Consider the following 21086-nt stretch of genomic DNA (forward strand, 5'->3'; position numbering starts at 1 on the left):
CAGATTTTCGCGTTCCACCCACCCTGCACCGCTCTGACCTGCACCTTCATTCCACGGCATGCACGAAAATGCCTACGAACTGCGGAAGTCCGGTCTGGGGGCGTCGCGAGACCAGTCTTCATGAATCCGTCAGTAAATCGTCTTCAGTTCGCCGTACATACTGGCTCGCGACCCACCCCGCCGGGCGCGTCGGCAGGAACCCGACCGCGATGGACATCATCTGGATTCGGCCGACCCTGCCAACGGCCGTAAGCACTCCAGTTCGGGTTAGCCTCCCGTCTGCCCGTTCGGCGGGGTCGGACACGTTGAGAGCGCCGAACAACTCGAGGCGACGTGAAGCGGCGAGTGGCAGATCGACATCCGCCGCAACACTGTCTCCCGCCGACTCGGCCACCACGTCAACGACAACAGGTGTTCCGCCCTGCGTGATGTACGTGTCGCGCGTATCGGCGACGATTTCCGTGTGCAATCGAATCGGGATGGTGAAGTACTGCCCCTCCGCATGATTGCGCCACCAGCGGGGGCGTCCAGGGCAGGTGGACCCCGATCCGGCCAGGCTGTCCAGATGAAAAGGCGCGATGCAGGGCAGCATGTCTAGTTGCCGTGACCACTAGATCCTGAGACGTGATGTGGGCGAGTAGCAAGTTCGAGTGCCTCCAGAATGTGGCGATAGGTCCTTCCGGTGGCGCGCGTGAGTCCGATCTCGCAGGTTCGATTCGCCGATACGTAGGCGTCGAACTCGCGTGCCGAGACCTCTGCTGCTTCTCGCGCTGTTGCCTCGTGCGTCAATTCCGGGTGAAGCAGGCCCCGGTCGCCCGCGAAGGCGCAACATCCCCATTCGGTGGGTACGAATACCTCGTCTGCAATGAATCGCGCGATGGCATCCATCGCAGGGTTCACCCCGATTGCCGTCGTGGAGCACGTGTGATGCATTGCCATCGTAGACAGCCGGTTGTGGGTGGAAAGGCCGTCGAGAATTCGGTCATGAACGAACTCAGTGGCATCGACGAAGCGTAAAGACTGGAGCTTTGGATCCTCAGCGGTGGCGGCAAGGGCCCGGATACCTTCCGTGCACGACGCGGCGTCACATACGATCGGAAGTCGGCCACTATCACTTGCCTCGAAGAGGGCAGGCAGCACTTTGGCTGCCATCGTTCGATGCCCGTGCTCATGGCCCTTCGACTTCCACGGAGTCCCGCAGCACATACCCGCTAGCCGGTCCGGAATGATCAGCTTCATCCCAGCGCGGTCGACTAGGCGGATGAACGCTTCAGTTGCTCCGATCGAGTCATCCTCAGGTCCAAAGATGGATCCGATGCATGCGGCGAAGAAGACAGCGTCGGCGCCGTCGACGGATCCCGTTGCTCTCGGTCGTGCTGGCCCGCCAGCTGGTAGTCCGCCGTCGTATAGCGGTACGGTCTCGGCACCGAGGACGGCGCGGCCCGCTCTCGTGATTCCCGTGGCGACGGATGTGGTCGCTCGCTTAGCACCGGTGAGTGCGATACTCCCCGCGACGGTCACTGGACCCCAGGCACGCGCCGCGGCTGACCAGCTCGCGTTGAGTGCGGCGCTACTCCCTTCGGCGCGGAGGCGGCGAACGAGATCACCAGTGTTGATGTCGACTGGGCAGGCGATCGAGCACAGCCCGTCAACCGCGCACGTTTCGACCGCGTCATAGGTGTAGTCGGCAGTGAGCTCCGCGACAAGGGCATCGTGACCGTCGCGCTGGGCTGCCGCGATGTCTCTGCGCAGAACGATTCGTTGCCGTGGGGTCAGCGTGAGATCCTTGCTTGGGCAGGTCGGTTCGCAGTATCCGCATTCGACACATCGGTCCACCTCGGCTTCGACGGGAGGCGCGGACTTGAGGTCCCGCAGATACGATTCGGGATCGTCCGACAGCACGACTCCGGGATTCAGTATTGCGTGCGGGTCGAACAGACGCTTGATCTCGAGCATCATCCCGTATAGCCAGTCTCCGTACTGGCGACGAACGAACGGTGCCATGATTCGACCGGTGCCGTGCTCTGCTTTCAGCGATCCGCCGTGCTCTAACACGAGATCCACTAGGCGTTCGGTGAACCTGCGATAGCGTTCGACGGATGCGGGATCATCGAAACGCTCGTTGAGCATGAAGTGCAGGTTGCCATCCTTCGCATGCCCAAAGATCACCGAGTCCTCATAGCCGTGCTCGTGTAGCAGGTCGACGAGGCGTTCACAGGTCGGTAGCAGGCGATCGAGTGGAACCACTATGTCTTCGAGGAGCGCGCTCGTTCCTGCGGGCCGGGAACCGGCCACCGAGGTGTACAGTCCTTTGCGCACGCGCCAGAGCGCTGCGCGCTTGTCCGGGTCGCTCGTGAATGTGCCAGGGCGAGTGAGCCGCAGTGATTCGAGGACAGGTCCTACTGCGGATTCGATCGAGGCCAGTTCGTCGGCCGTACGAGCGTGCAGCTCGACAAGGAGAGCGGTGTGATGCTCGATGATCAGGTTGTCCAAGTGAGCCGAGACCCCGGGCAGCGACTGCGCCACCCGCAGCGCCTGCGAATCCATCAATTCGATCGCTCGGAAGCCGGCCTGCACTAGCGCGGGTAGGGAAGTTACCGCTTCACTGAGTTGATCGAACACGAGAAGTGCCGTCGCTGCATGTGGAAGGACTTCGACTGTGCGGAATGTCGCTTCGGCGACGAATGCCAGTGTCCCCTCGCTACCGATCACAAGATGTGTCAGGATGTCGAGCGGAGACTCGAAGTCCAGCAATGAGTTCAGGCCGTATCCCATTGTGTTCTTCATCGCGAACTGTTGCCGTACCCGCGCGACAGCCGCGGGATCGGAGAGAAGCTTGGACCGGAGGTCGAGAAGACCGCGAGCGAGCTCGGGTTCGTTGTCCCACAGCGTCTGCTCAGCTGCGGGGTCGGAGGTATCGATCACGGTGCCGCTGGGCAGAACAATTACGAGAGATTCGATGGTTCGGTAGCTGTTCTCGACGGTTCCACACGTCATGCCACTCGAGTTGTTCGCGATTACGCCACCGATCGTGCACGCGATTTCACTTGCCGGATCGGGACCGAGCTTTCGGCCGTGCCGAGCGAGACGGGCGTTCGTCTGCCGTACGGTGGCGCCAGGCTGTACGCAAACATTAAGGCCGTCCTCGCCGACGTCTATTCGGCGGAAGTGTTTGCGGACGTCGATGAGGATGTCCTTGGAAACCCCCTGTCCCGATAGGCTAGTTCCCCCGGACCGGAACGTGATCGGCCGTCGGCTTGCGTGGGCGGCGCGGAATACTCTTGCGATCTCGTCGACGTCGCGAGGTACGACGACCGCATCCGGAACCAGCAGATAGTGGGAGGCGTCGTGTGCGCGCGCGAACCGATCGATTGGCCGTTGCGACACCTCGATACTGGTCCCCAAGATGTTTGTGTCGAGAACTGGAGTGAGATGCTCTGTCTTCATGAGAAGACCGACCACTCGTCGATGCGGCTTGCCGATGTGTCGCCGGCGTCGTCGATGATCCGTGAACGAGCGCGCTCTGCAGCGCCGATAACGTCGTCGACTCCTCGATATGCCATCTGACCTCCGCGTTTTACGGTCTTCCCGTCGACGATGACGGTATCGACGTTTCCTGGATGCGCGGTCGTGACGATCGTCGCGACCGGGTTGTTGAGTAACGAGAGGTTGAAGGGGTCGCTCTTCAGAAGCAGGATGTCGGCGCGGGCACCAGGTACGAGCGATCCGATGCGCCCTCCCATGCCGCACGCTGCTGCGCTCCGTACCGTTGCGAAGCGGAGCACGTCGTGGGAGGTAATGTCCCAGGAGGCGATCGCTTCACCGTTTTCGTAGGCACGATCCGCCCATATGCCTCGGGTGGACGTGAGTACGCTGCGCATCGCTGCAAACATGTCGCCGCTTACCGCAATGACACTGTCAATGGATAGGCCGGGCTCGATTCCGAATTTGAGCACATTCTTGGTGGCGGGAAGGCCATGGCCGCAATTCATCTCGTGATCGGGTGAGATCGAGATGTTCGCGCCGCTGTCGGCGATAAGCTTGAGCTCCTGCGGTGGCAGGTTGTTGCAGTGCACGAGTGTGATGTGAGGTCCGAGCTGGCCGAGGTCGGCGATGTCCTTTACAGGAGTGAGGCCGCGATCGCCCCAGCGCGGGGACCCCCAACATCCCCCACCGACGCCGCCGTCGACCGAGACGTGGATGTCGAGTTCTCGCGCCAGCTCCAGGTCGTGGGCGAGGACATCGGGATCTACCAGGAACGGCGGTCGCATAAACATCCCGAGCGTGACGAGCGCGTCATCGTGATTGAGGACATCAGTTCGGATGCGGCGGATATCGTCTGGGTGTGTCCGCGAGCTGTGCGACCACCATGCGGCCGCATCGCCGTCGTTCGGTGCACCGTGGGCAAAGAGCACCCGCTGTCCGCTGTCGTGATGCGCCTGAATAGCGGCGTCCGCATGCTCAGGCGAGTTCATGATGTGTGCGAGGTCGGCAACGGTGGTCACACCGCTGTTGAGTGCCTCGAGATCCGCTAGCAGAGTTGCGGCATAGACATCCTCGGGTGCATACCGACTCCCGTATGAGGCCCGCATCGCGCTGCGATACTGCACCACAGTTTGATCGGTGCTCATCCCGCGCAACAACGATTGCCACGGGTGCCGGTGCGAGTCGATGAGGCCGGGCATTACGATCATGCCAGTGGCATCGAGTTCGGTGCTCGATTCTGGACTCGGGAGATCCTTGCCGACCGCAAGGATCTGTCCGTCCGTGCTGTAGTGCACGTCGCCGTCGAACACGTCGGGACGGTTCGGATCAAGGCTTACGACCAGCCCGCCCCGGATCACGACATCAGACATCTCACGCTCCCTTGACGACTTCTGACTTACCGCTCTGTGCGATCGGCGGAACCCCCTTCGGAGTGGTGTTGCGCGGCGCGCGGGGGAACATTCGCGGCGCAACCAATGGAAGGACCCCCGCGAGGGCGAAGAAGACCGCGAATGCCGCAAGGCTTGTTTGGAAGCTACCGGACAGACCCCGAAGGACTCCGACGATGTTTGGGCCGAAGAAACCGCCAAATGTTCCAAGCGAGTTGATAAGCGCAAGCCCACCGACGGCAGCCGAGCCAGTCAACACGCTCATTGGGTTGGGCCAGAAGGCAGGAAGGTACGCGAAGACACCCCCGACACCAACGCACAGCGTCACGAAGCGAACAGTGGGATCGGTCGCGAGTGCCGTTGTTAAGAAGGCAGTCGCGCCCACGGCGCAGATGATGACCAGGTGCCAACGTCGGTCACCCGTGCGATCTGACGTACGACCCACAACGAGTAGCGCGGCGACCCCGAAGATGTAGGGAACTGCGCTGATGAGCGAGATCTGCGCGGATCCGAAGTTGGCGAACTGCAACTTGATCACCTGGGGAAGCCACAGGAAGATGCCGAAGATCGCAACGCTGATGAAGAAGTAGCACGCGCTGTATCCCCAGATCGCCGGCCGTTTGATCGCTGCGAGGAAACTGGTGTGTGTGGTCTTGCCCGCGGTCTCGCTGTTCTCTGCATCGATTGTGCGCGTGAGCCATCCGCGTTCATCGGCCGAAAGCCAATTCGCCTTGTCGGGTGAGGTTGGCATCAACAGGTAGAAGAACGCAGCGAACAGAACGGTGATGGCTCCCAGCGTAATGAACAGCCACCGCCAGCCTTCGAGTCCGAAGAGGCTGAGGGGGAGAACGGCAGCTGCGATCGGTCCGCCGATCACGCTTGCGATCGGTGACATCAAGGTGATCTTGCTGACCGCCCCGGCACGGTGGCGCTGTGGGAACCACCGAGTGAAGAGGTACCAAGTGCCAGGGGTCAGTCCGGCCTCGGCGGCGCCGAGCAGAAAGCGCATGACCGCCAATGACTCGAAGCTGAACGCAGCGCTGAGAAGAATCGTTACGAGACCCCACGTGATAAGGATTCGTCCGATCCACATGCGGGGGCCGAACCTACGCAGTGCAAAGTTGCTCGGTACCTCGAACAGCAGATATCCCCAGAAGAATATTCCGGCGGCAAACCCGAACTGTTCTGGCGAGAGCGACAGCGAGTCCATCATGTCGAGCCCGGCGAAGCTGATGGCCGATCGGTCGAGGTTCATCAGCAGTTGCGCGATCATGAGTAGCGGAAGGACACGCCACGTCACTAGCCGGATCGCACGGCTTTCGATCAGGGACAATTTTCACTCCTATGTGAAATCGACACGGGACTCGCTGTCGCGAATCGCGCGGCGGGACGGTTCAGGGTGCTCTCACACGGTCTCTGCGAGGTCTTCGAATGTGACGACCTGCGAGCGCTGTTCACCGAGGACTCCGCCGCCCAGTGTGACGAGATCGCCGGGTTCCAGATACTGGGGAGGGTTCATGCCGAGCGCAACGCCGGGTGGCGTACCGGTATTGATAAGGTCACCGGGCTCGAGGACGAAGAACTGGCTCAGGTACTGGATAATCGTTGCTACGTCGAAGATCATGTCCGCTGTTGTTCCGGACTGACGTCGCTGGCCGTTCACCTCTAGCCACAGGTCGAGGTCTTGCGGATCGCTTACTTCGTCGGGTGTCACCAAGTACGGGCCACAGGGATTGAAGGTGGCACACGACTTCCCTTTGATCCACTGGCCTTCGCGTTCGAGTTGAAATTCTCGCTCGCTGACGTCGTTGACAAGGGTGAACCCAGCGATGCTTTGGAGTGCCTCGTCCTTCGACGAAAGATACTGGGAGCGTTTGCCGATTATCACGCCGAGCTCGACCTCGTAATCAAGCTTCCAGGCCGCGGGTGGACGTACGATGTCGTCGCCGGGGCCCACCAGAGTATTCGGTGATTTCGAGAAGACGACCGGCTCTGTCGGAACGGTCATTCCGGACTCATTGGCGTGGTCACTGTAGTTCAGTCCGACGCACAGGATCTGGTGTGGCCGCGCAATCGGCGCGCCCAGACGTAATCCAGCGATGCTGAATACTTTTCCGCTCGCCTTCCGGTCCTTCACCGAATCTTGAATGCGCAGGGGTCCGTCAGTGGCGAAGAACGACTCGTCGAAGTCGTCGACGATGTCGGCAACGTCAACCGCGTGGTCGTCGCTGACAAGTACCGCTGGGCGTTCCGCCCCGGGCTCGCCGATCCGTACTAGTTTCATTGCTTGCCCTCACGCTTCTCGGCGAGCATCGCTGGCTGTTTCGCCGAACACGATCTGCCGTGCGGTCTTGATGTCGGCGACGGGGCGTCCGATGAGCTCGGCCATCTTCACGACTACTTCGACGAGTTCGGCGTTGCTGCGTGACGGGGCGCCACCGGGAAGATAGGGGTTGTCCTCCCAGCCGACCCGTACGTGCCCGCCCAATCCGATTGCTGTCGCTAGCAGCGGCCACTGGGCGACTGGGTCCATGACGGACACGTTCCAGTTGACGTTCGCAGGCAGGTGATCGACAAGGTAGATCAACGCCTTGTGGGTCGGCGGAGTCCACGCCCCGCCCTGCCAGCCGAGGAAGAGGGTGGCCCACACCGGATCGCCCAGGAGGCCCTGATCACGAATGAAGTCGAGGTTCCAGAAGGCGCCGGTGTAGAAGCACTCGATCTCGAGCTTTACGCCGTGAGCGAGCGCCGCGCGACTCGCCTCTTCCAACTCGTCACGCGGATGGAGCGAATACATCTCGTTCGGAGGCAGACTCGGGTCCGGACGGAAATACTCGTCGTGCACATTGAAGGCGTACGACATCATGTCGGGCCCCTGCTTCATTAGTTTGATCTTCTCCGGCAGCCGCGCCGATGCGATCCCATACTGGATGATCGGATCCGTTCCGACGGAACGGATCTTGTCGGTGAGCTGCTGCCACCCATCGTGATCGATCGTCGAGAGCTTCTTGCCGTCGGAGGCCATCGTCTCTTCGAGGTGGTGCACCCCATGGTGGTGACAGATGGCCGCGCCGGCGTTGACGGCATCGATGTACTGCTGGCCGATGGCTCCGACATCCTCGATCTCCGGCATGTTCTCGAAGCCGGGGTACGACATCGTGGAATCGCATGTCACGGTAATGATCAGGTCGTCCATGTGTAACCTTTCACCAAGTCACCAAGTGACTTTTGAGGGAAGTGTGGTGCGCCGGTCTATGGCCGACGCGACTTATGAGTGAGTGAAGAGGGCGGGATCTGCCGCAGCGGTCTTGGGAACGTTCAGCCGGACACCACGTAGGTCTGGGTCGGAGGAGAAGATCGTCCGCTGATCATCCAGGTACGCGATCATCGCCGTGACCGTTGACTCCTCATCCCGGTTGGCAAGCAAGCGCGCGATCTGTAGCCGATCTTCTTGGAAGTCGAGTGCTCGGCTGCGCCAGTACGAATGCGCATCCTCTCGCTTGCCTTCGAGTTGGAGCTTGATGAGGAGTCGGATGAGGTAGCACTCGACTCCGTAGAGCAGTGGATTGTGACTCGCCATCGCGAGTGCTTCCTGGAAGTTGGCGATAGTAGCAGCGATTGCTGCGGGTGAACCGCCGTTGGCCACCTCGCCGCATGCGGTTGCGCATGTCGCGATGCGGGCGACATCCTCGTTGGTTGCGAACTGGACTGCGCGGCGGGCGGAATAACGGCCGAGCACCTCACGGACATCGAGCGTATCGAGCAGGCCAACCGAGCCGAATTGCACATAGGTGTCCAGTGCAGTCGAAAGGAAGCCATGCAGATCACCGCTTACGTAGGCGCCGCTGCCGTGGCGTACTTCGACAAGCCCCATCGCGTCGAGAGCGCGAATCGCCTCGCGTACAGTTGGTTGACTGACCCCGTAGGCTTCGGCGAACTCACGCTCGGTGGGGAGTCGCTCGCCGTGCGCGTAGGTCCCGTCGGCGATGGATGAGCGGATGCCGGCGATGATCTCGTCGCTCACCTTGCTGCGCGAACGCTTGTTGACGTGCAGGTCCATGTCCATCCTTATCCACTCGTGCGTCGGTTATCCGTACTCCCGCGTGTGCCTACTCCCGCGGAGTAAACGCTGGCCGCGCGATCGGTGCGTCTACTCGGTGCTGCCGATCGGCTCCTCAACATAGACCTTCAACGACTCGGGTCCCGTTCCGACGTTGTTGTAAGCCGCGACGAGACCGAATCGCGCATCCGTGTTGTTGATGTCCTTGTGGATAGTCCCTCGCGGGATGAAGGCGAAATCGCCGGGCTTCAGGTGATGCTCGGTCTGGACGAAGTTCTGGTCCCAGGTGAGCATCGTCGACTCGCCTTCGATCACGAACAGAGCGATGTCCGCGCGAATGTGGAAGTGGGCGCGAGTTTCTTCGCCCGGATCGAGGTAGGCGACGTGCATGTTGACATCGGTCGAGCCACACCAGTCGCCGACGCCGAAGTAGTGCTTCATCGTCGTCTCGTACGATGCGGCCTCCAGCTCGGCGATGCTCGTGAAGTGCACCGGGGTGGTCGACTCCTTCTGATGCGGGTCTCGCATTCCAGCTCCTTTGCTTGGGCGGGCCGCTGATCGGCCCGCGCTGTAAGACTATGCCGATCTTCACAAAAGTCAACAAGTGACTTGGTGAATCTCTCTGATGGGGTCGGTGGCCGGTGGGGTCAGTCCAGCCGGCCACCGAGTCCGGTTACACATGACTCCTCGTGGGAATCCGATGACGACCGGACGACTGCTGACGAGCTTCCTTGGCTACCGATCTCGGCGACATTGATACCGGACCGGGATCGACGCGCGTTCCTGTTCCAGTGCGGCCGGGATCCGGTGTGCCCGGATAGGTGCCGTCGCGGAGGCTAGTTGCTCGCCGAGGGTTGAGCGTTGCTATACGGCCTCGTTAGTGCTTGAGGTCGACGGTTACGGGGGATTCGGGCAGCTGTTGTACAACCCTCCTTCATGTATGAACCTATCCGTAAACTCTGAATTGTTTCCAACCGCGCGCTGCGCGAATTTGTATCGGGATGAGAACAAACTACAAATCGGGGTCGCGCGCGAGGCCGGCCAATATCGCCGCTCCGTACACGCGATCGAGGTTCGCGCGAGTTCCAGCTGCGAGTCGTGTCTGGTGAAAAGTCACCGCACTTGCGAGCCTTTGACGATACTCACTGGCTCCTATTCCGAACATCGAACGAATCCTCTCGACGGACGGCCCACCAATTGGGGTCCGCAGAATCGCTAGATCGAGGATGTCATCATCAAAGCAGTGGTGCGATTTCATCATATTCTTTCCGCTATCGAGTCCTTTGAGATACGCAGACATGAACAGACGATTGAGTTGATAAGTATCAACCCGGCGCTCCCCAGCTCGCTGGCAAGCGGCGAAGCTCGTACACTCAACTGTCCATTTGTTACGCCAGGATGTGCGTAAGCGGTGGTGTCAGAGTAAACGCCAGCTCGTCACCGAACGTCGCCATGAAACCGAAAATCAGGAGGGAGGCACCCGCCAAGGACATGTTCTTAGCGAATTGAATCTGCTCCACGGCGCGAACTTGCGGGTCCGCATGTGTCCAATAGTTATGCATAGTGAATGCTGCCGGGACTAGAAATACGGCCAGCAGAAGTCCGGCAATATCTGCCCATGCCCCCAGGATGATCAGAATCGTCGCAATTATCATGATGATTCCGGATGACACAACAATTGTGCGAGCGTATCGAATATTGCGCGTTCCGGCATACGAAACGACCTGTGAGGTTTTCGTAAGATGGTCAAATCCAGCTAGAAGAAATACTGTTCCAAACAAGATTTGACCGACTAGAATGACGGCGTCCATATAAATCGCTTCCTTGCGCGGTGTCGAGAGTCGATGTGACGACCGCTCCGCAGAGTGTGTCGGCAGTCAGGGTGACCTGGAAAGTTCATGCCCCATCCAACGTGCTTGATCCTCCCTTGCCGGGTGGGGCTGAAGATGATGAATGAGCGGCGACAAGTCCACCAGTCGTGATCACGAGGCCACTGCTGAACCGACAACTGGAGCCAAAGCGCCCCGCCCGGCAAAGACTGCGGTGCTTCCAAGCTCGGCTTCGATGCGTAGCAGTCGATTCCATTTCGCAGTTCGGTCGGAACGCATGGTCGAACCAACCTTGATCTGACCTGTGCGCCACCCAACGGCGAGGTCCGCCAGCCACGCGTCTTCGGTCTCACCGGACCGTGCAGAGAGAACCGTGGCGAAGTTCGCTGCGCGGGCCTGCTGGACGACGGCACGTGCATCGCTGAGAGTTCCTGTTTGGTTAGGTTTGACGAGAACGGCATTGGCAATCTTGTCCGCGATTCCGTGCGCGAGGCGGTTGGTATCGGTGACGAACAAGTCGTCGCCGAGGAGTTGGATGTCGGGCAGGCGGGTGGCCGCCGCGGCCCAGCTATCCCAGTCCTGGTCGGCAAGCGCATCCTCGACGGATACAATCGGGAAGTCGTTGCACCAGGCTGCAAGCTCCTCGATGAGCTCCGACGAATCGAGGTCCCGGTTTTCAACACGAAAGCGGTACGTGCCCGTTGCGGGATCGAAGAACTGGGTGGAAGCGATGTCGAGTGCAATCGCGGCATCCTCGCCGAGTTCAAAGCCTGCGCATTCGATCCCGGCGGCAAGAAGTTCCAAGGCGGCGCGGTTGGTCGGCAGAGACGGCCCGAGGCCTCCTTCGTCGGCGATCAACGCGGTGGTGAGTCCACGCCGCTCCGCTTCCGCTGCTGTTCCTTGCCGTACCCGCCATGCGATCTCAAGAGCGTGGGAGAAGCTTTGCGCCCCTACAGGAACTACGAGCAGATCCTGAATGTCGATGGACCGTCCGGCATGGGCGCCGCCAGAGATGATATTGATCATCGGCATCGGCAGCAGTGGGTCCTGGTCGCTGTCCGCCATCGCCCGATAGAGCGGAGTGCCCGAGGCGTTTGCTGCGGCTATGGATGTCGCGATCGATACCGCCAGGACCGCGTTGGCGCCGAGGCGGTGCAGCCCTGCGGTGCCGTCAGCCGCTCGTAGCGCCTGGTCGACGTCGTGCTGGTCGAGAGCGTCTCGTCCCTCAACTGCTGCTGCGAGGCGTCCGGTGACATTGGCTACGGCTTTTCGCACTCCTTTCCCTGCAAATCGCTCCTCGCCATCGCGGAGTTCGAGTGCTTCGTACGTTCCGGTCGACGCACCGGAAGGGGACATTGCTGTACCGACAGCGCCACCGGCGAGTCGGACTTCGCACGCGACGGTGGGGTTGCCGCGTGAATCGAGCGCTTCCCAGGCGAATAGGGACGCGATGGTGGTTGGGGTAGTCACAGTAGCTCCCAGAGAGTTGATGGTGTGCGGGGCGCTGAGGTGGACAGCGCAGCAATGGAGAGGGTTTTGATCCTCTTGCGTGCGGCGCCGCTGAGATAGTTCGCCGGGGATTTTCCGTCGACGCGGGCAAGTGCCAGCGCGGCGGTATGTCCCGCCAGGTAGGACTCGTCGAGGTGGGCGAGTTCAGATGCTGTCGATGTCCGGTAACTCCGGATGAATAGCTGCGCGCATTCGCGGAATTGGGGTGCGTGGGCTTGATCGTGCGCCGATTTGCAGAGGAGGTGGCTCAGCAGAAAGGCTAGATCGAACACGGGATCGCCGAAGTGGGCGACTTCCCAATCGAGGACAACGGCCTCGTCGTCGTCGACGAGCACATTCTTGGGGGAGAAGTCGCCGTGAACCAGACACTGGCGGGTATCGAGAAGCTGCCGCACCAAATCGGAGATCTGTTCGGTGAGTATCGGGTTGCGCTCGGTGACGGTTCGGTAGAAGGGGTCGACCCGTAGTTCGATGAAGGTGTCGAGATCGTCGAAGTTGGTGCCCAGAGCGCTTCGGTTGAGGGTAGCCGAGTGCCAGGCGGCGAGGTCTGCACCGAGGCGGTCGGCGATAGCTGGGTTGATGTGGCCCTTCAGTAGTTCAGTCTTCCAGGGGGTGAATCGATCACTTATCCGGTCCATTACCACGATGTGGTTCGAGGCGTCGAGGCTGCGTAGGGCGGGAACGGCGCCAGGGCGAATGTGCCCTGCGATATTCAGAGCGTGCGCCTCGGTGAGGATGCGGTCTGGATTGGACTTCCAATCCTCGGCTACCTTGAGTTCGGGGAGGGCCTGTTTGACCACGAGTTGCTTGCCCGCCGCGGTGACGGCGAGGACGTCACTGGAGACCCCGCCAGCGAGAATCTCTACCGACAGCGGAGCGTCGGCATCGATCAGCCCATGCTGCGCGAGGTAGGAGGCGACGTTGTGCCGGTCGATGCGGATGGTGGGCCGTGTCGCGGGTGCTGGTGTCGTGGTCATGCCCGCACCTCGATCGCCCTGGCACGGTCGGTGAATGCAATCGTGTCGTAAACCTCGGGGTTGACCACGTAGCTCGGGCGCGTCCCTGTCAGCGCATCCGTCACATTTCGGGCTGCGTTGCGCTGCAGTTCGGCGACCGATTCGAGGGAATCGAATGCCGCGTGCGGAGTGAGGAGCAGATTCTCGATGGCACGCAGCGGGTCGTCCCGATCGGGGGGTTCGTCGGCCAGTACGTCCAGCGCTGCGCCGGACAGGGTGCCATTGCGGAGCGCTCGGCTCAGCGCCTCAGTGTCGACGATCGGACCGCGCGAGGTGTTGATCAGGTAGGCCGTATCCTTCATCGTGGCGAGTTCTCGTTCACCGATTAGTCCCTGGGTATGTTCTGTGAGCGGGATGTGTACGGACACCACGTCCGAAGCGGTGAGCAATTCCTCGAGGCTGCCGACCATGGTGGCCGATCCGATTTGGGTGCCGACGGTGCCGGGCGCGGACAGGCCGCGCGAATAGGCCAGGACTCGAATTCCCAGGGTGTTCGCCTTGTCTGCGAGGGCCCGGGCGATCTGACCGTACCCAACTAGACCGAGCGTCTGGCCGCGTAGTCGCCGCATCGATCCGAAGGCGGTGTTGTCCCATCCGTCGGACCGAGTCTGCCGGGCAAACGGAATGATGTGGCGTGCATGGGAGAACAGCAGTGCGAGTGCATGGTCACTGATCTCTTCTATACAGTGGTCCGGCACGTTTGTGACCACGAGGTCCAGTTCGCCGGCCCGGTCGGCGTCGATATTGTTGAGTCCTACCCCGTAACGTGCCACGGTTCGGCATTGTGTGGCGGCGTTGAGTACCGCCTTCGTCATGGGTGCCCAGCAGGTCAAGATGGCGGCGGCTTGGGGGGCGAGCTCGATCAGATCGCGTTCGTGAGCTGATGGCGCCACCATTAATTCGGCGCCGATGGCTGCCAGGATTTCTCGCGCGATATCGAGTGATGGCCACGCGTAGTCGGTGACAGGGACTTTGGTTGACATGACTGTTCCTCAATTGTTCCGGAAGGCAATAGTTCGGGTCCTATCGATGCCATCGTTGGCCGAGGTCCGGTGCCGGTGCCGCGGTCCGGCATACGTTCTCCATGCGGCCGAGTCCCTCGATCTCGCTGGTGATCACGTCACCGGCGACGAGATAGCGGGGCGGGTCCTCCAATCCGCCCACACCCTCGGGAGTCCCGGTGAAGATAAGATCTCCCGCCTCGAGTGGAGTGACGGCCGAAAGCAGGGCGATCAGGTCTGCGACGCTGTAGATCATCTCCGAACTTGCGCTTTTTTGCCGCAGCTCGCCGTTGATCCAGCACCGCATCGACAGGTTTGTGGGATCGGCCAGCTCATCGGGGGTGACCAAATAGGGGCCGATAGGGGCGAAGGTACGGAAGGATTTTCCGACGGTGTGCTGCTCTGGGCCGAGGAACTGCACACCACGCGAGGAGATGTCTTGGCCAACCGCCAGCCCGGCGACGTGTGACCAGGCGTCCTCGACGCTCACCCGGTCCGCACGGGTGCCGATCGCGACGACGAGTTCGATCTCGTAATCGCCGGTGTCGTTGGGCAGTTCGACGTCATCGGTGGGTCCGGTGATCGAGGAAGGAAACTTGGTGAAGGTCAACGGCAGTGGCTGCGACTCATTGGGTTTGCCGATGTGTGCGGCGGCCTCGGTGACGTGGGCGGCGTAGTTGAAACCGACACCGAAAATTTGACGGGGGCGAGGAACCGCGGGACCTAGCGGACCCCGGCTCGGTGTCGGCGCGGTGCGATCGGTGGCAGCCCAGTCGCGAAATGCAGTCCAGTCTTGAAAGATATCGTCGAAGCTGGAAAAGCGCCCCCCTGAGGCGCGTTCGATGTCCACATATCCGCCGTCACGCGCGAGGGAGGGCCGGCCGTGTGAGTTTGCCAGTTTCATCGTTCTCGGTACTTTCTGCTGGGGGTCAGGGTTGTGCTGAGTGGCTACCAGGGCAGCGGGGTGGTGTGGGAAAGCAGTCCGATCGCCCGGGACGTCAGGTCGCTGATTGTGGTGTCGGGCAGCTGCTGCGGTCTGTCGATGAGAGCGAGGAGCTCGACACCCACCAGGGAGGGAAGCAGTGTCTGGTCGGTGTCTCCGTACGCGCTGAGGAAGGCACGGCCGGCATCGATGTACCAGTCCTCGGTGTACGGCTGTAGATGGCTGCGAAGCAGCAACGACGCCAGAAGTTGCGCGACATCGCTCAAGGTGGATCCCAGGGCAACAGAACTCCATCTAGCGACGGTCAGCCGCCGGTCGGGAGTGATCACCACATGCCGGGGATTGAAGTCTCCGTGCAGAAGGCTGCGTCCGCACGTACGCAGACGTTCGTGGAGGTGTGCTACGGAGGTATCTGCCTCGAAAGGGACCCGACCAGCGGGTAGTGGCAGGATGTGATCGGGGTAGTCAGACGTTCCCGGAGATATCTCGTGAATCCCGCGCAGTGATGCGCCGGCGATGGCAAAGGTCCGCGCGTCGATCTTGCCGGCCAGCAGCTGTTGCTCCCAGTTCGTTCCAGGGACATAGCGGGTGACGAGCACGCCGTAGTCCAGATCCAGCCAGAGAACCTCGGGTGCCAGTTCTTTGACTCGGGCCATTGCGTCCGCGGCGTGAGCGAGTGTCAACGGCTCGCCGACCGTCATCACTGTGTCTCCGACACGAATCGCAGCGCGAGGTCCGTGTCCGAGGCGTCCGGCCGGTATTGGTCCGGGTGGCACCAGGCCCCTCTGTTTGAGGTACCGCGTTGCGTCTTCGATGCGGTCCAATTCAGAGTGTGGGCGTTCGGACTCAATATGACTGCGCGGCATGCGATCTCCATTGTATTCAGGCATACGTGCTGGTTTTGAGAGCCGCACCGCTCCTGTCCGGCCTGTTGTGTGTGGCCAATTCCGGTATCCACCGCTTTGGGTGCGCGCAGTTGCCACCGGCGAGCCAGATCCGCTGCTCGTGGAGGCTCGTCCGTGCCTTGTTGCCGGACGGGTGCGGGGCAAACGAGAGGAACTTCCGGCCGCGGCCGCCGCCGGGGTCGTCGGATCGGAGGAGGAGCACTGTGTCAGCCTTTCCGACCTGTAACCGGTACGGGTCGCGGAGTGTCCGGGCGGGGGAGCGGCATGCGTCATCAGTCCCAGTCCCTTATGCCACTGCCGCGGTGTCTAAGTCGGTGGTTGTGCTCTCGTAGTGGTGGGCGTGGACCTCTGTCCACCGAGCGCGCCCCGCAAGCCTTTCGGCCGCTTGTCGCGCGTCCTCGCGAGCACGAAGTGCGTGCACCATGGCGACGCTTTGTTCGCATGTCCATGCTCGGCTGGAGATGCTCTCGCGCAGATCGTCATCCGTCTCGCGCTGAATGCGGCGCCAGAAGGTGTGGTCGAGCATCGAACTCATCTCCTCGTACAAGGCAGATCGGTGTATCTCTGGTATCAGCGGTGCTGGAGTGATCCGGTGCTGCGATTGACTCGTGGGGGACAACCGCGTGGTCGGGGTTCGCCCAAAGAGTGACGGTTGGGAAAGCCTGGGCGGGGCCACCGCTGACCCGCCCAGGCCAGCTTGGTTAGGCCAGTTGGGATTCGCTGGGGTGGCGTGAGTACTGGTCTGTTTCCGCAAGGTGGCTGATGTCGCGACCGGCGGCGGTGACCTTCAGCTTGCACCGTGTCTCGATAAGAATTGCACGGTATCCTTCCGGCACGTTCTCCACGGGGCCCTGATGGGCAAGCCCCTTGGGAGTGTGGGTGATCAGGCCGGGCGTGTTGACAGCTCCCCAGCTGCCGGGGCCCTCCATGAACAGGATGCACTCGTCGTAGTCGGCGTTGTAGTGCACGGGGGGTCGGCTGCCCGAGCGGGCGCTGAGGTCGAAGATGAACGTCTGGGTAGTGGCGTCGTCGAACAGCAGGGGCGGGAGGAGCAGCCCACTTTCCATACCAATCGAGCGCAGATCGTTGATGTTGACCTTGGTCACCAACGGGGTTCCCTCCGTCGAAACGGTCGGCAGGGGGTCGTAGTCAGTAAAAATGGAGGTGAACTCGTTGCCGTGGCGGACGACTGTTTCGAACTCGCCCCGTCGGATCGAAGGGTCGGCGTACGGCGCCGGCGTTTCGAAACGCTCGAGCGGTCCAAGACCCGGCTGCATCGCAAAGGACAGTTCTGTCTCCGACGCCAGGATGTACTCACGCAGCTCATCCTTGACATCGACGAACCGGTACGTCGTGGCCCGCGGAATCAGTACCAGATCATCCTTGGCCACTCGGAGCACACCGAACTCGGTTTCGAGGGTGGCCGAGCCAGCGAGAACCACGTGAACTTCGTCGGCGAAGACGTTGCGCAATCCGAACACGCTGTCCTGCTTGCGATAGGACACTTCCATCCGCAGGCCAGGGCCTTCGAGGACTGAAACCGGGAGGGAACGTACGTCGTCGAAAGCCTGCTCGTCGAGGGCATGTAGATCCAAGATGCGCGGTGCGTAGTCACCGACGACACGGGTGTACTGGGGCGGGTACTGCTCGCGCACCATGGTTGCCATGGGGCCGGCGAATCCATTGCGCGTGTACAGCACTGTTGTCTGGCCGGTGGGCTCAGTCATTGTTTCTTCCAATCCCTTAGTCGGTGTTTGCCGTGTTTGTTCGGCGGCCATGTAGGTCAAAGCGGGCTGGGGCCTGCGGTGATCGCTGTACGGGCTCGGGCCACAAGTTGGCCGGTCGTGATCACTTCCAGATCGGGATGGCATGCGGCCTCGGTTAAGAAGGCGCGCAGGACGGAGAACTTGTCCGCGTCCGCACCCGATACGAACGGGTGGACGGTGATGGTCAGCAGACTGTCGTCGTGTGCCACCCGCTCGAGGTCCGCTCGCCAGGAGGCGAGCACCTGATCCGGGGATTGAGGGCCGGCGGGGTGCATGTAGTACTGCCAATAGTCGTTGGACTGCCAGTGCCAGGGAATGTTCACCAGGCCCTCGGGTAACAGCGATACGACGAGAGGATCGTCTTCCGTCGCCGGTTCGACGCTGCTGTCGTAGGCGTAGCCGAGTTCGGCGAGCAGGGCGGCCGTGCGCGAGCCGCGGTATCCGCCCGGTGCGCGGAAGCCGCTGGGGGTGATGCCCGCCATGCGTATCGCCGCGGTCCCATCGAATAGCAAGCGTTCTTGCTGGCCTTCGGGGAGCTCCGCCCAGTTCTCGTGCACCCATCCGTGCAGGCCGATCTCGTGGTCCTCGGCCAGGATCGAATCGAGAACGTCGCGGTGGTGTAGCGCGTTCCAGCCCTCTACGAAGAACGTGGTCCGGATGGCCAGTTCATCGAACAGCCCGAGCATCCGCGGAACCCCGACCTCTAGCCCAGGCTCGGTCCGATCCGGACGGTAGACCTCACCGAGGCCAACCTCGCGGGCGCGGCCCAGGTTGTCCACCGTCACGCAAATATGCCCGGTCATGGTCCTGACCCTTCCTGTGTTGTGGCTCCTGTCACAACTAGTAGATCACTTAATCAATGCCTGCGCAAGTATTGATTATGAACCGCCTGTAGATGCAAATGATGTGGTCTGGCCAGTTCAAGCGGTACTTTTCCCTGCGTCCGGCATTCGATCCGGTCCGATGGTGCTAGTCTGGTTTCAACGTTTTCATGCGCGCGCAGAGTTCGGACCCCTGGGGGCGAAGTGGCGTATCGGTGAGGCAGGACCACCACACGGGTGGCATGGGAGGGATGGAGGCGACATGGCGAGCACGAACCAGGCGAATGCGCACGTGACTGCGTGGCGCGCGATGCTATATGCACACGATCGGCTGATGAAGACGCTCGCAGAGGAACTCCAGCGTGTCGAGAATTTGGAGATGGCGTGGTACGAGGTTCTGTTGCACATCGCTGAGGCCCACGGGGCGCTGACTCAGCGTGAGCTGCAGGATCGGATGCTGATGGGGCAGAGCGGACTCAGCCGTGTTCTGGCGAAGATGGAGGATGCACAGCTGGTGCAACGTGGGGCGCTCGAGAGCGATCGGCGTAATCGTTCGGTGCAGCTGACCAAGCGGGGGCGTGAGCGGTTGCGCCGCGCAGCGCCCGTGCACATTGCTGGGATCAAACGCTGGTTCGGCGACCAGCTGACCCCGGGCGAGGCGGCCGCGATTGAAAGCGGACTCACCAAGGTCCTCAGGGGCCTGACTCCGGAGGCCGCGGAGGAACTTATGGCGCCCCAGTCCGAGGTGGCCATCGGATCGTCGATGCTGTCGACGGCGACTGATCCGGTCTCCGTGGCGGACACCCTGATCGTGCGCGATGCCCTCGAGCCGGTGCTGATCGCCGATGCCGCTCGGTATGCGACGAAGGAAAACGTCGGCGAGTTGCGCCGGTTGCTCGGTGGCATGGCGCGTCAGTTGCGCGATCCGGTGAAGTTCCTCCAGGCGGATTGGCAGTTACATGCCGAAATCGCGAAGATCACCCCGAACAAGGTGCTCGGTACGACTTACAACTCGCTACTGACAACACTATTCGACAACGTCGAGTCGATTTCTCCCAACGCTGATCTTCCGCGATATTTGCAAGACCGGTTGCAGTTGCACGCCGATCTCGTCGAGGCGATCGCAGAAGGCGATGTCGCGGCCGCCGAAGCGCTCGCCCATGAGCATCGCCTTACGCCAGGGCATAAGACCGACCCTCATGCCCGGATCTCCGACTAGTTGACCGGTGCGATGAGTCTGGCCGTCAGGCCATACAGTCTCGGCCGGGACTCCTCAGGGCCCCGTGGTCGAGACCGTCCGTGACAATCGGGAATGGAACGGGCGATGGACGGGCGCGGGGGTCTATCGGTGTATCCGCTCTCTGGCAATGGGCTCGCCTTCTCCGGAAATCGCCGAGGCGGGATGTCCGAGGAAATGCCACCTCGCCGCCCTGGGGACGGTGACGATCGCCTTGTCGGTACCGGCAGATTTACCACAATCAACGTCACCAGAACAACGGCAGAATGACGACGAACCAAGCTGGTACGCAACAGATCCCGTCTGGTTCGCACCCGGTCCGCCGGCGCGATCGGGACTCACGAGCCGGCCGGTCCCGAGTGCTGGTGTGATCCAGTTTCGACGACACGATCGCCCACACTCTTACACTCGACAGGACGACTCGCTATCAGGAACTGTACTCGAAGTCCTGAGACACGTAGCTGGAGAGATTTCCGCATCCCTTTCGGCAGTAGCCCGACGAGGTGGCGATGATGCGGCCGCTACGCAGTTCGACCATGTGCGGGGCAACGGCGCGGATTGAGTTGAAGACGCCGTGGAGGTCGACGTCGATCACGTTCCTCTACTCTGCAATGGACATCTCATGGACCGGCGTCGCCGTCCAGACTCCTGCGTTGGCGACCATGATGTCGACCTTGCCGAATTCGTCGAGGGCACACTGTGTCACTTGATCCATCTGCTCGAGGTCACGAACGTCGGCCACTTCGGCGACGCATCGACCGTTCTTGTCCACGAGGTTGACTGTCTCGTCGAGTTCGCCAGGCGAATTCATCGAGTAGGGGCCGAATCGGTGTGGGTATCGATATCGCAGATCGCCACGTCGGCACCCGCTTCTGCGAGCGCGATAGCGATAGCGTGAGAGCGTCCTTGGCCGCGGCCACCTCCGGTCACAATTGCAACTTTGCCGTCCAATGAGTTCATGAACACCATCTCCCTTATGTGGCCTGGATCACCTGGCACACATCAAGGCAGGCATAACTATGCTTGCGCAAGCGTTGGTTGCAGGCTTACTCTCGCATCATCAAGTTGCGCGCCGGCTTCGCTGGCTTAGTCAAAACTGATGTGCAGCACAATTAGTCGTGTCGA

Annotated in this window: 18 protein-coding genes and 1 pseudogene; 1 reads left to right on the plus strand and 18 read right to left on the minus strand. The window is 61.5% G+C overall.

Translation table 11 applies throughout. The features are described from left to right. Positions 1–118: 118 nt before the first annotated feature. The 17 genes from ACFWAY_RS26005 to ACFWAY_RS26085 form a co-directional block, all read right to left on the minus strand. Positions 119–592, minus strand: a complete 474-nt coding sequence (locus ACFWAY_RS26005) for a hypothetical protein (RefSeq protein WP_378512664.1) — start codon at positions 590–592, stop codon at positions 119–121. 2 nt (positions 593–594) lie between these two features. Further along, complete coding sequence (locus ACFWAY_RS26010) at positions 595–3447, minus strand: FAD-binding and (Fe-S)-binding domain-containing protein (RefSeq protein WP_378512665.1); 2853 nt, start codon at positions 3445–3447, stop codon at positions 595–597. Next, positions 3444–4856 (minus strand): amidohydrolase family protein, encoded by a 1413-nt coding sequence (locus ACFWAY_RS26015; RefSeq protein ID WP_378512666.1) that lies wholly within the window; start codon positions 4854–4856, stop codon positions 3444–3446. The genes ACFWAY_RS26010 and ACFWAY_RS26015 overlap by 4 nt, the downstream gene beginning before the upstream one ends. 1 nt (position 4857) lies before the next feature. Further along, positions 4858–6207 (minus strand): MFS transporter, encoded by a 1350-nt coding sequence (locus ACFWAY_RS26020; RefSeq protein ID WP_378512667.1) that lies wholly within the window; start codon positions 6205–6207, stop codon positions 4858–4860. A gap of 72 nt (positions 6208–6279) precedes the next feature. Continuing rightward, positions 6280–7158, minus strand: a complete 879-nt coding sequence (locus ACFWAY_RS26025; RefSeq protein ID WP_378512668.1) for a fumarylacetoacetate hydrolase family protein — start codon at positions 7156–7158, stop codon at positions 6280–6282. Positions 7159–7167: 9 nt separating this feature from the next. Further along, positions 7168–8070 carry a 3-keto-5-aminohexanoate cleavage protein gene (locus ACFWAY_RS26030; protein WP_378512669.1) on the minus strand — a complete coding sequence of 301 codons (903 nt, stop codon included), beginning with the start codon at positions 8068–8070 and terminating at the stop codon, positions 7168–7170. Positions 8071–8142: 72 nt separating this feature from the next. Then, entirely contained in the window at positions 8143–8934 is a 792-nt protein-coding gene (locus ACFWAY_RS26035; RefSeq protein WP_378512670.1) for a FadR/GntR family transcriptional regulator, read from the minus strand. Between the two features lie 90 nt (positions 8935–9024). Next, a complete protein-coding gene (locus ACFWAY_RS26040) occupies positions 9025–9462 on the minus strand; it encodes a cupin domain-containing protein (protein WP_378512671.1) in 438 nt (145 codons plus the stop codon). A 484-nt stretch (positions 9463–9946) separates the two neighbouring features. Then, complete coding sequence (locus ACFWAY_RS26045; RefSeq protein ID WP_378512672.1) at positions 9947–10234, minus strand: hypothetical protein; 288 nt, start codon at positions 10232–10234, stop codon at positions 9947–9949. Positions 10235–10322: 88 nt separating this feature from the next. Then, positions 10323–10745 (minus strand): DoxX family membrane protein, encoded by a 423-nt coding sequence (locus ACFWAY_RS26050; protein WP_378512673.1) that lies wholly within the window; start codon positions 10743–10745, stop codon positions 10323–10325. Positions 10746–10916: 171 nt separating this feature from the next. Further along, positions 10917–12233 (minus strand): phosphopyruvate hydratase, encoded by a 1317-nt coding sequence (gene eno / locus ACFWAY_RS26055; protein ID WP_378512674.1) that lies wholly within the window; start codon positions 12231–12233, stop codon positions 10917–10919. Beyond that, on the minus strand, positions 12230–13249 hold the full coding sequence (locus ACFWAY_RS26060; RefSeq protein ID WP_378512675.1) for a phosphotransferase: 1020 nt from the start codon (positions 13247–13249) through the stop codon (positions 12230–12232). The genes eno and ACFWAY_RS26060 overlap by 4 nt, the downstream gene beginning before the upstream one ends. Next, the gene (locus tag ACFWAY_RS26065) at positions 13246–14271 is read right to left on the minus strand and encodes a C-terminal binding protein (RefSeq protein ID WP_378512676.1); all 1026 of its coding nucleotides are present in this window, start codon (positions 14269–14271) and stop codon (positions 13246–13248) included. The genes ACFWAY_RS26060 and ACFWAY_RS26065 overlap by 4 nt, the downstream gene beginning before the upstream one ends. A 40-nt stretch (positions 14272–14311) precedes the next feature. Beyond that, positions 14312–15193, minus strand: a complete 882-nt coding sequence (locus tag ACFWAY_RS26070; protein ID WP_378512677.1) for a fumarylacetoacetate hydrolase family protein — start codon at positions 15191–15193, stop codon at positions 14312–14314. A 44-nt stretch (positions 15194–15237) separates the two neighbouring features. Then, positions 15238–15933: a phosphotransferase gene (locus ACFWAY_RS26075; protein ID WP_378512678.1), complete on the minus strand. Its 696-nt coding sequence runs from the start codon at positions 15931–15933 to the stop codon at positions 15238–15240. Between the two features lie 905 nt (positions 15934–16838). Continuing rightward, a complete protein-coding gene (locus ACFWAY_RS26080) occupies positions 16839–17915 on the minus strand; it encodes a homogentisate 1,2-dioxygenase (RefSeq protein WP_378512679.1) in 1077 nt (358 codons plus the stop codon). Positions 17916–17920: 5 nt separating this feature from the next. Beyond that, positions 17921–18706, minus strand: coding sequence for a polysaccharide deacetylase family protein (locus tag ACFWAY_RS26085; RefSeq protein ID WP_378512680.1), 786 nt, complete (start codon positions 18704–18706; stop codon positions 17921–17923). Positions 18707–18986: 280 nt separating this feature from the next. On the opposite strand from ACFWAY_RS26085, the gene ACFWAY_RS26090 reads away from it, so the two are divergent. Continuing rightward, positions 18987–19943, plus strand: a complete 957-nt coding sequence (locus ACFWAY_RS26090) for an FCD domain-containing protein (RefSeq protein ID WP_378512681.1) — start codon at positions 18987–18989, stop codon at positions 19941–19943. A gap of 445 nt (positions 19944–20388) precedes the next feature. On the opposite strand, the pseudogene ACFWAY_RS26095 reads toward ACFWAY_RS26090, so the two are convergent. Continuing rightward, positions 20389–20772, minus strand: a pseudogene (locus tag ACFWAY_RS26095) (SDR family NAD(P)-dependent oxidoreductase). Positions 20773–21086: the final 314 nt, after the last annotated feature.

It is taken from the genome of Rhodococcus sp. NPDC059968 (genome assembly GCF_042738615.1).
Taxonomy (GTDB): Bacteria; Actinomycetota; Actinomycetes; order Mycobacteriales; family Mycobacteriaceae; genus Rhodococcus_F.

Coding starts and splice junctions, on each gene's coding strand:
- ACFWAY_RS26090 (WP_378512681.1), top strand. CDS start 18,987: ATGGCGAGCACGAACCAGGCGAATGCGCACGTGACTGCGTGGCGCGCG.
- ACFWAY_RS26015 (WP_378512666.1), bottom strand. CDS start 4,856: ATGTCTGATGTCGTGATCCGGGGCGGGCTGGTCGTAAGCCTTGATCCG.
- ACFWAY_RS26005 (WP_378512664.1), bottom strand. CDS start 592: ATGCTGCCCTGCATCGCGCCTTTTCATCTGGACAGCCTGGCCGGATCG.
- ACFWAY_RS26075 (WP_378512678.1), bottom strand. CDS start 15,933: ATGACGGTCGGCGAGCCGTTGACACTCGCTCACGCCGCGGACGCAATG.
- ACFWAY_RS26030 (WP_378512669.1), bottom strand. CDS start 8,070: ATGGACGACCTGATCATTACCGTGACATGCGATTCCACGATGTCGTAC.
- ACFWAY_RS26035 (WP_378512670.1), bottom strand. CDS start 8,934: ATGGACCTGCACGTCAACAAGCGTTCGCGCAGCAAGGTGAGCGACGAG.
- ACFWAY_RS26040 (WP_378512671.1), bottom strand. CDS start 9,462: ATGCGAGACCCGCATCAGAAGGAGTCGACCACCCCGGTGCACTTCACG.
- ACFWAY_RS26065 (WP_378512676.1), bottom strand. CDS start 14,271: ATGTCAACCAAAGTCCCTGTCACCGACTACGCGTGGCCATCACTCGAT.
- ACFWAY_RS26050 (WP_378512673.1), bottom strand. CDS start 10,745: ATGGACGCCGTCATTCTAGTCGGTCAAATCTTGTTTGGAACAGTATTT.
- ACFWAY_RS26085 (WP_378512680.1), bottom strand. CDS start 18,706: ATGACCGGGCATATTTGCGTGACGGTGGACAACCTGGGCCGCGCCCGC.
- ACFWAY_RS26060 (WP_378512675.1), bottom strand. CDS start 13,249: ATGACCACGACACCAGCACCCGCGACACGGCCCACCATCCGCATCGAC.
- ACFWAY_RS26010 (WP_378512665.1), bottom strand. CDS start 3,447: ATGAAGACAGAGCATCTCACTCCAGTTCTCGACACAAACATCTTGGGG.
- ACFWAY_RS26025 (WP_378512668.1), bottom strand. CDS start 7,158: ATGAAACTAGTACGGATCGGCGAGCCCGGGGCGGAACGCCCAGCGGTA.
- ACFWAY_RS26080 (WP_378512679.1), bottom strand. CDS start 17,915: ATGGCCGCCGAACAAACACGGCAAACACCGACTAAGGGATTGGAAGAA.
- ACFWAY_RS26045 (WP_378512672.1), bottom strand. CDS start 10,234: ATGTCTGCGTATCTCAAAGGACTCGATAGCGGAAAGAATATGATGAAA.
- ACFWAY_RS26070 (WP_378512677.1), bottom strand. CDS start 15,193: ATGAAACTGGCAAACTCACACGGCCGGCCCTCCCTCGCGCGTGACGGC.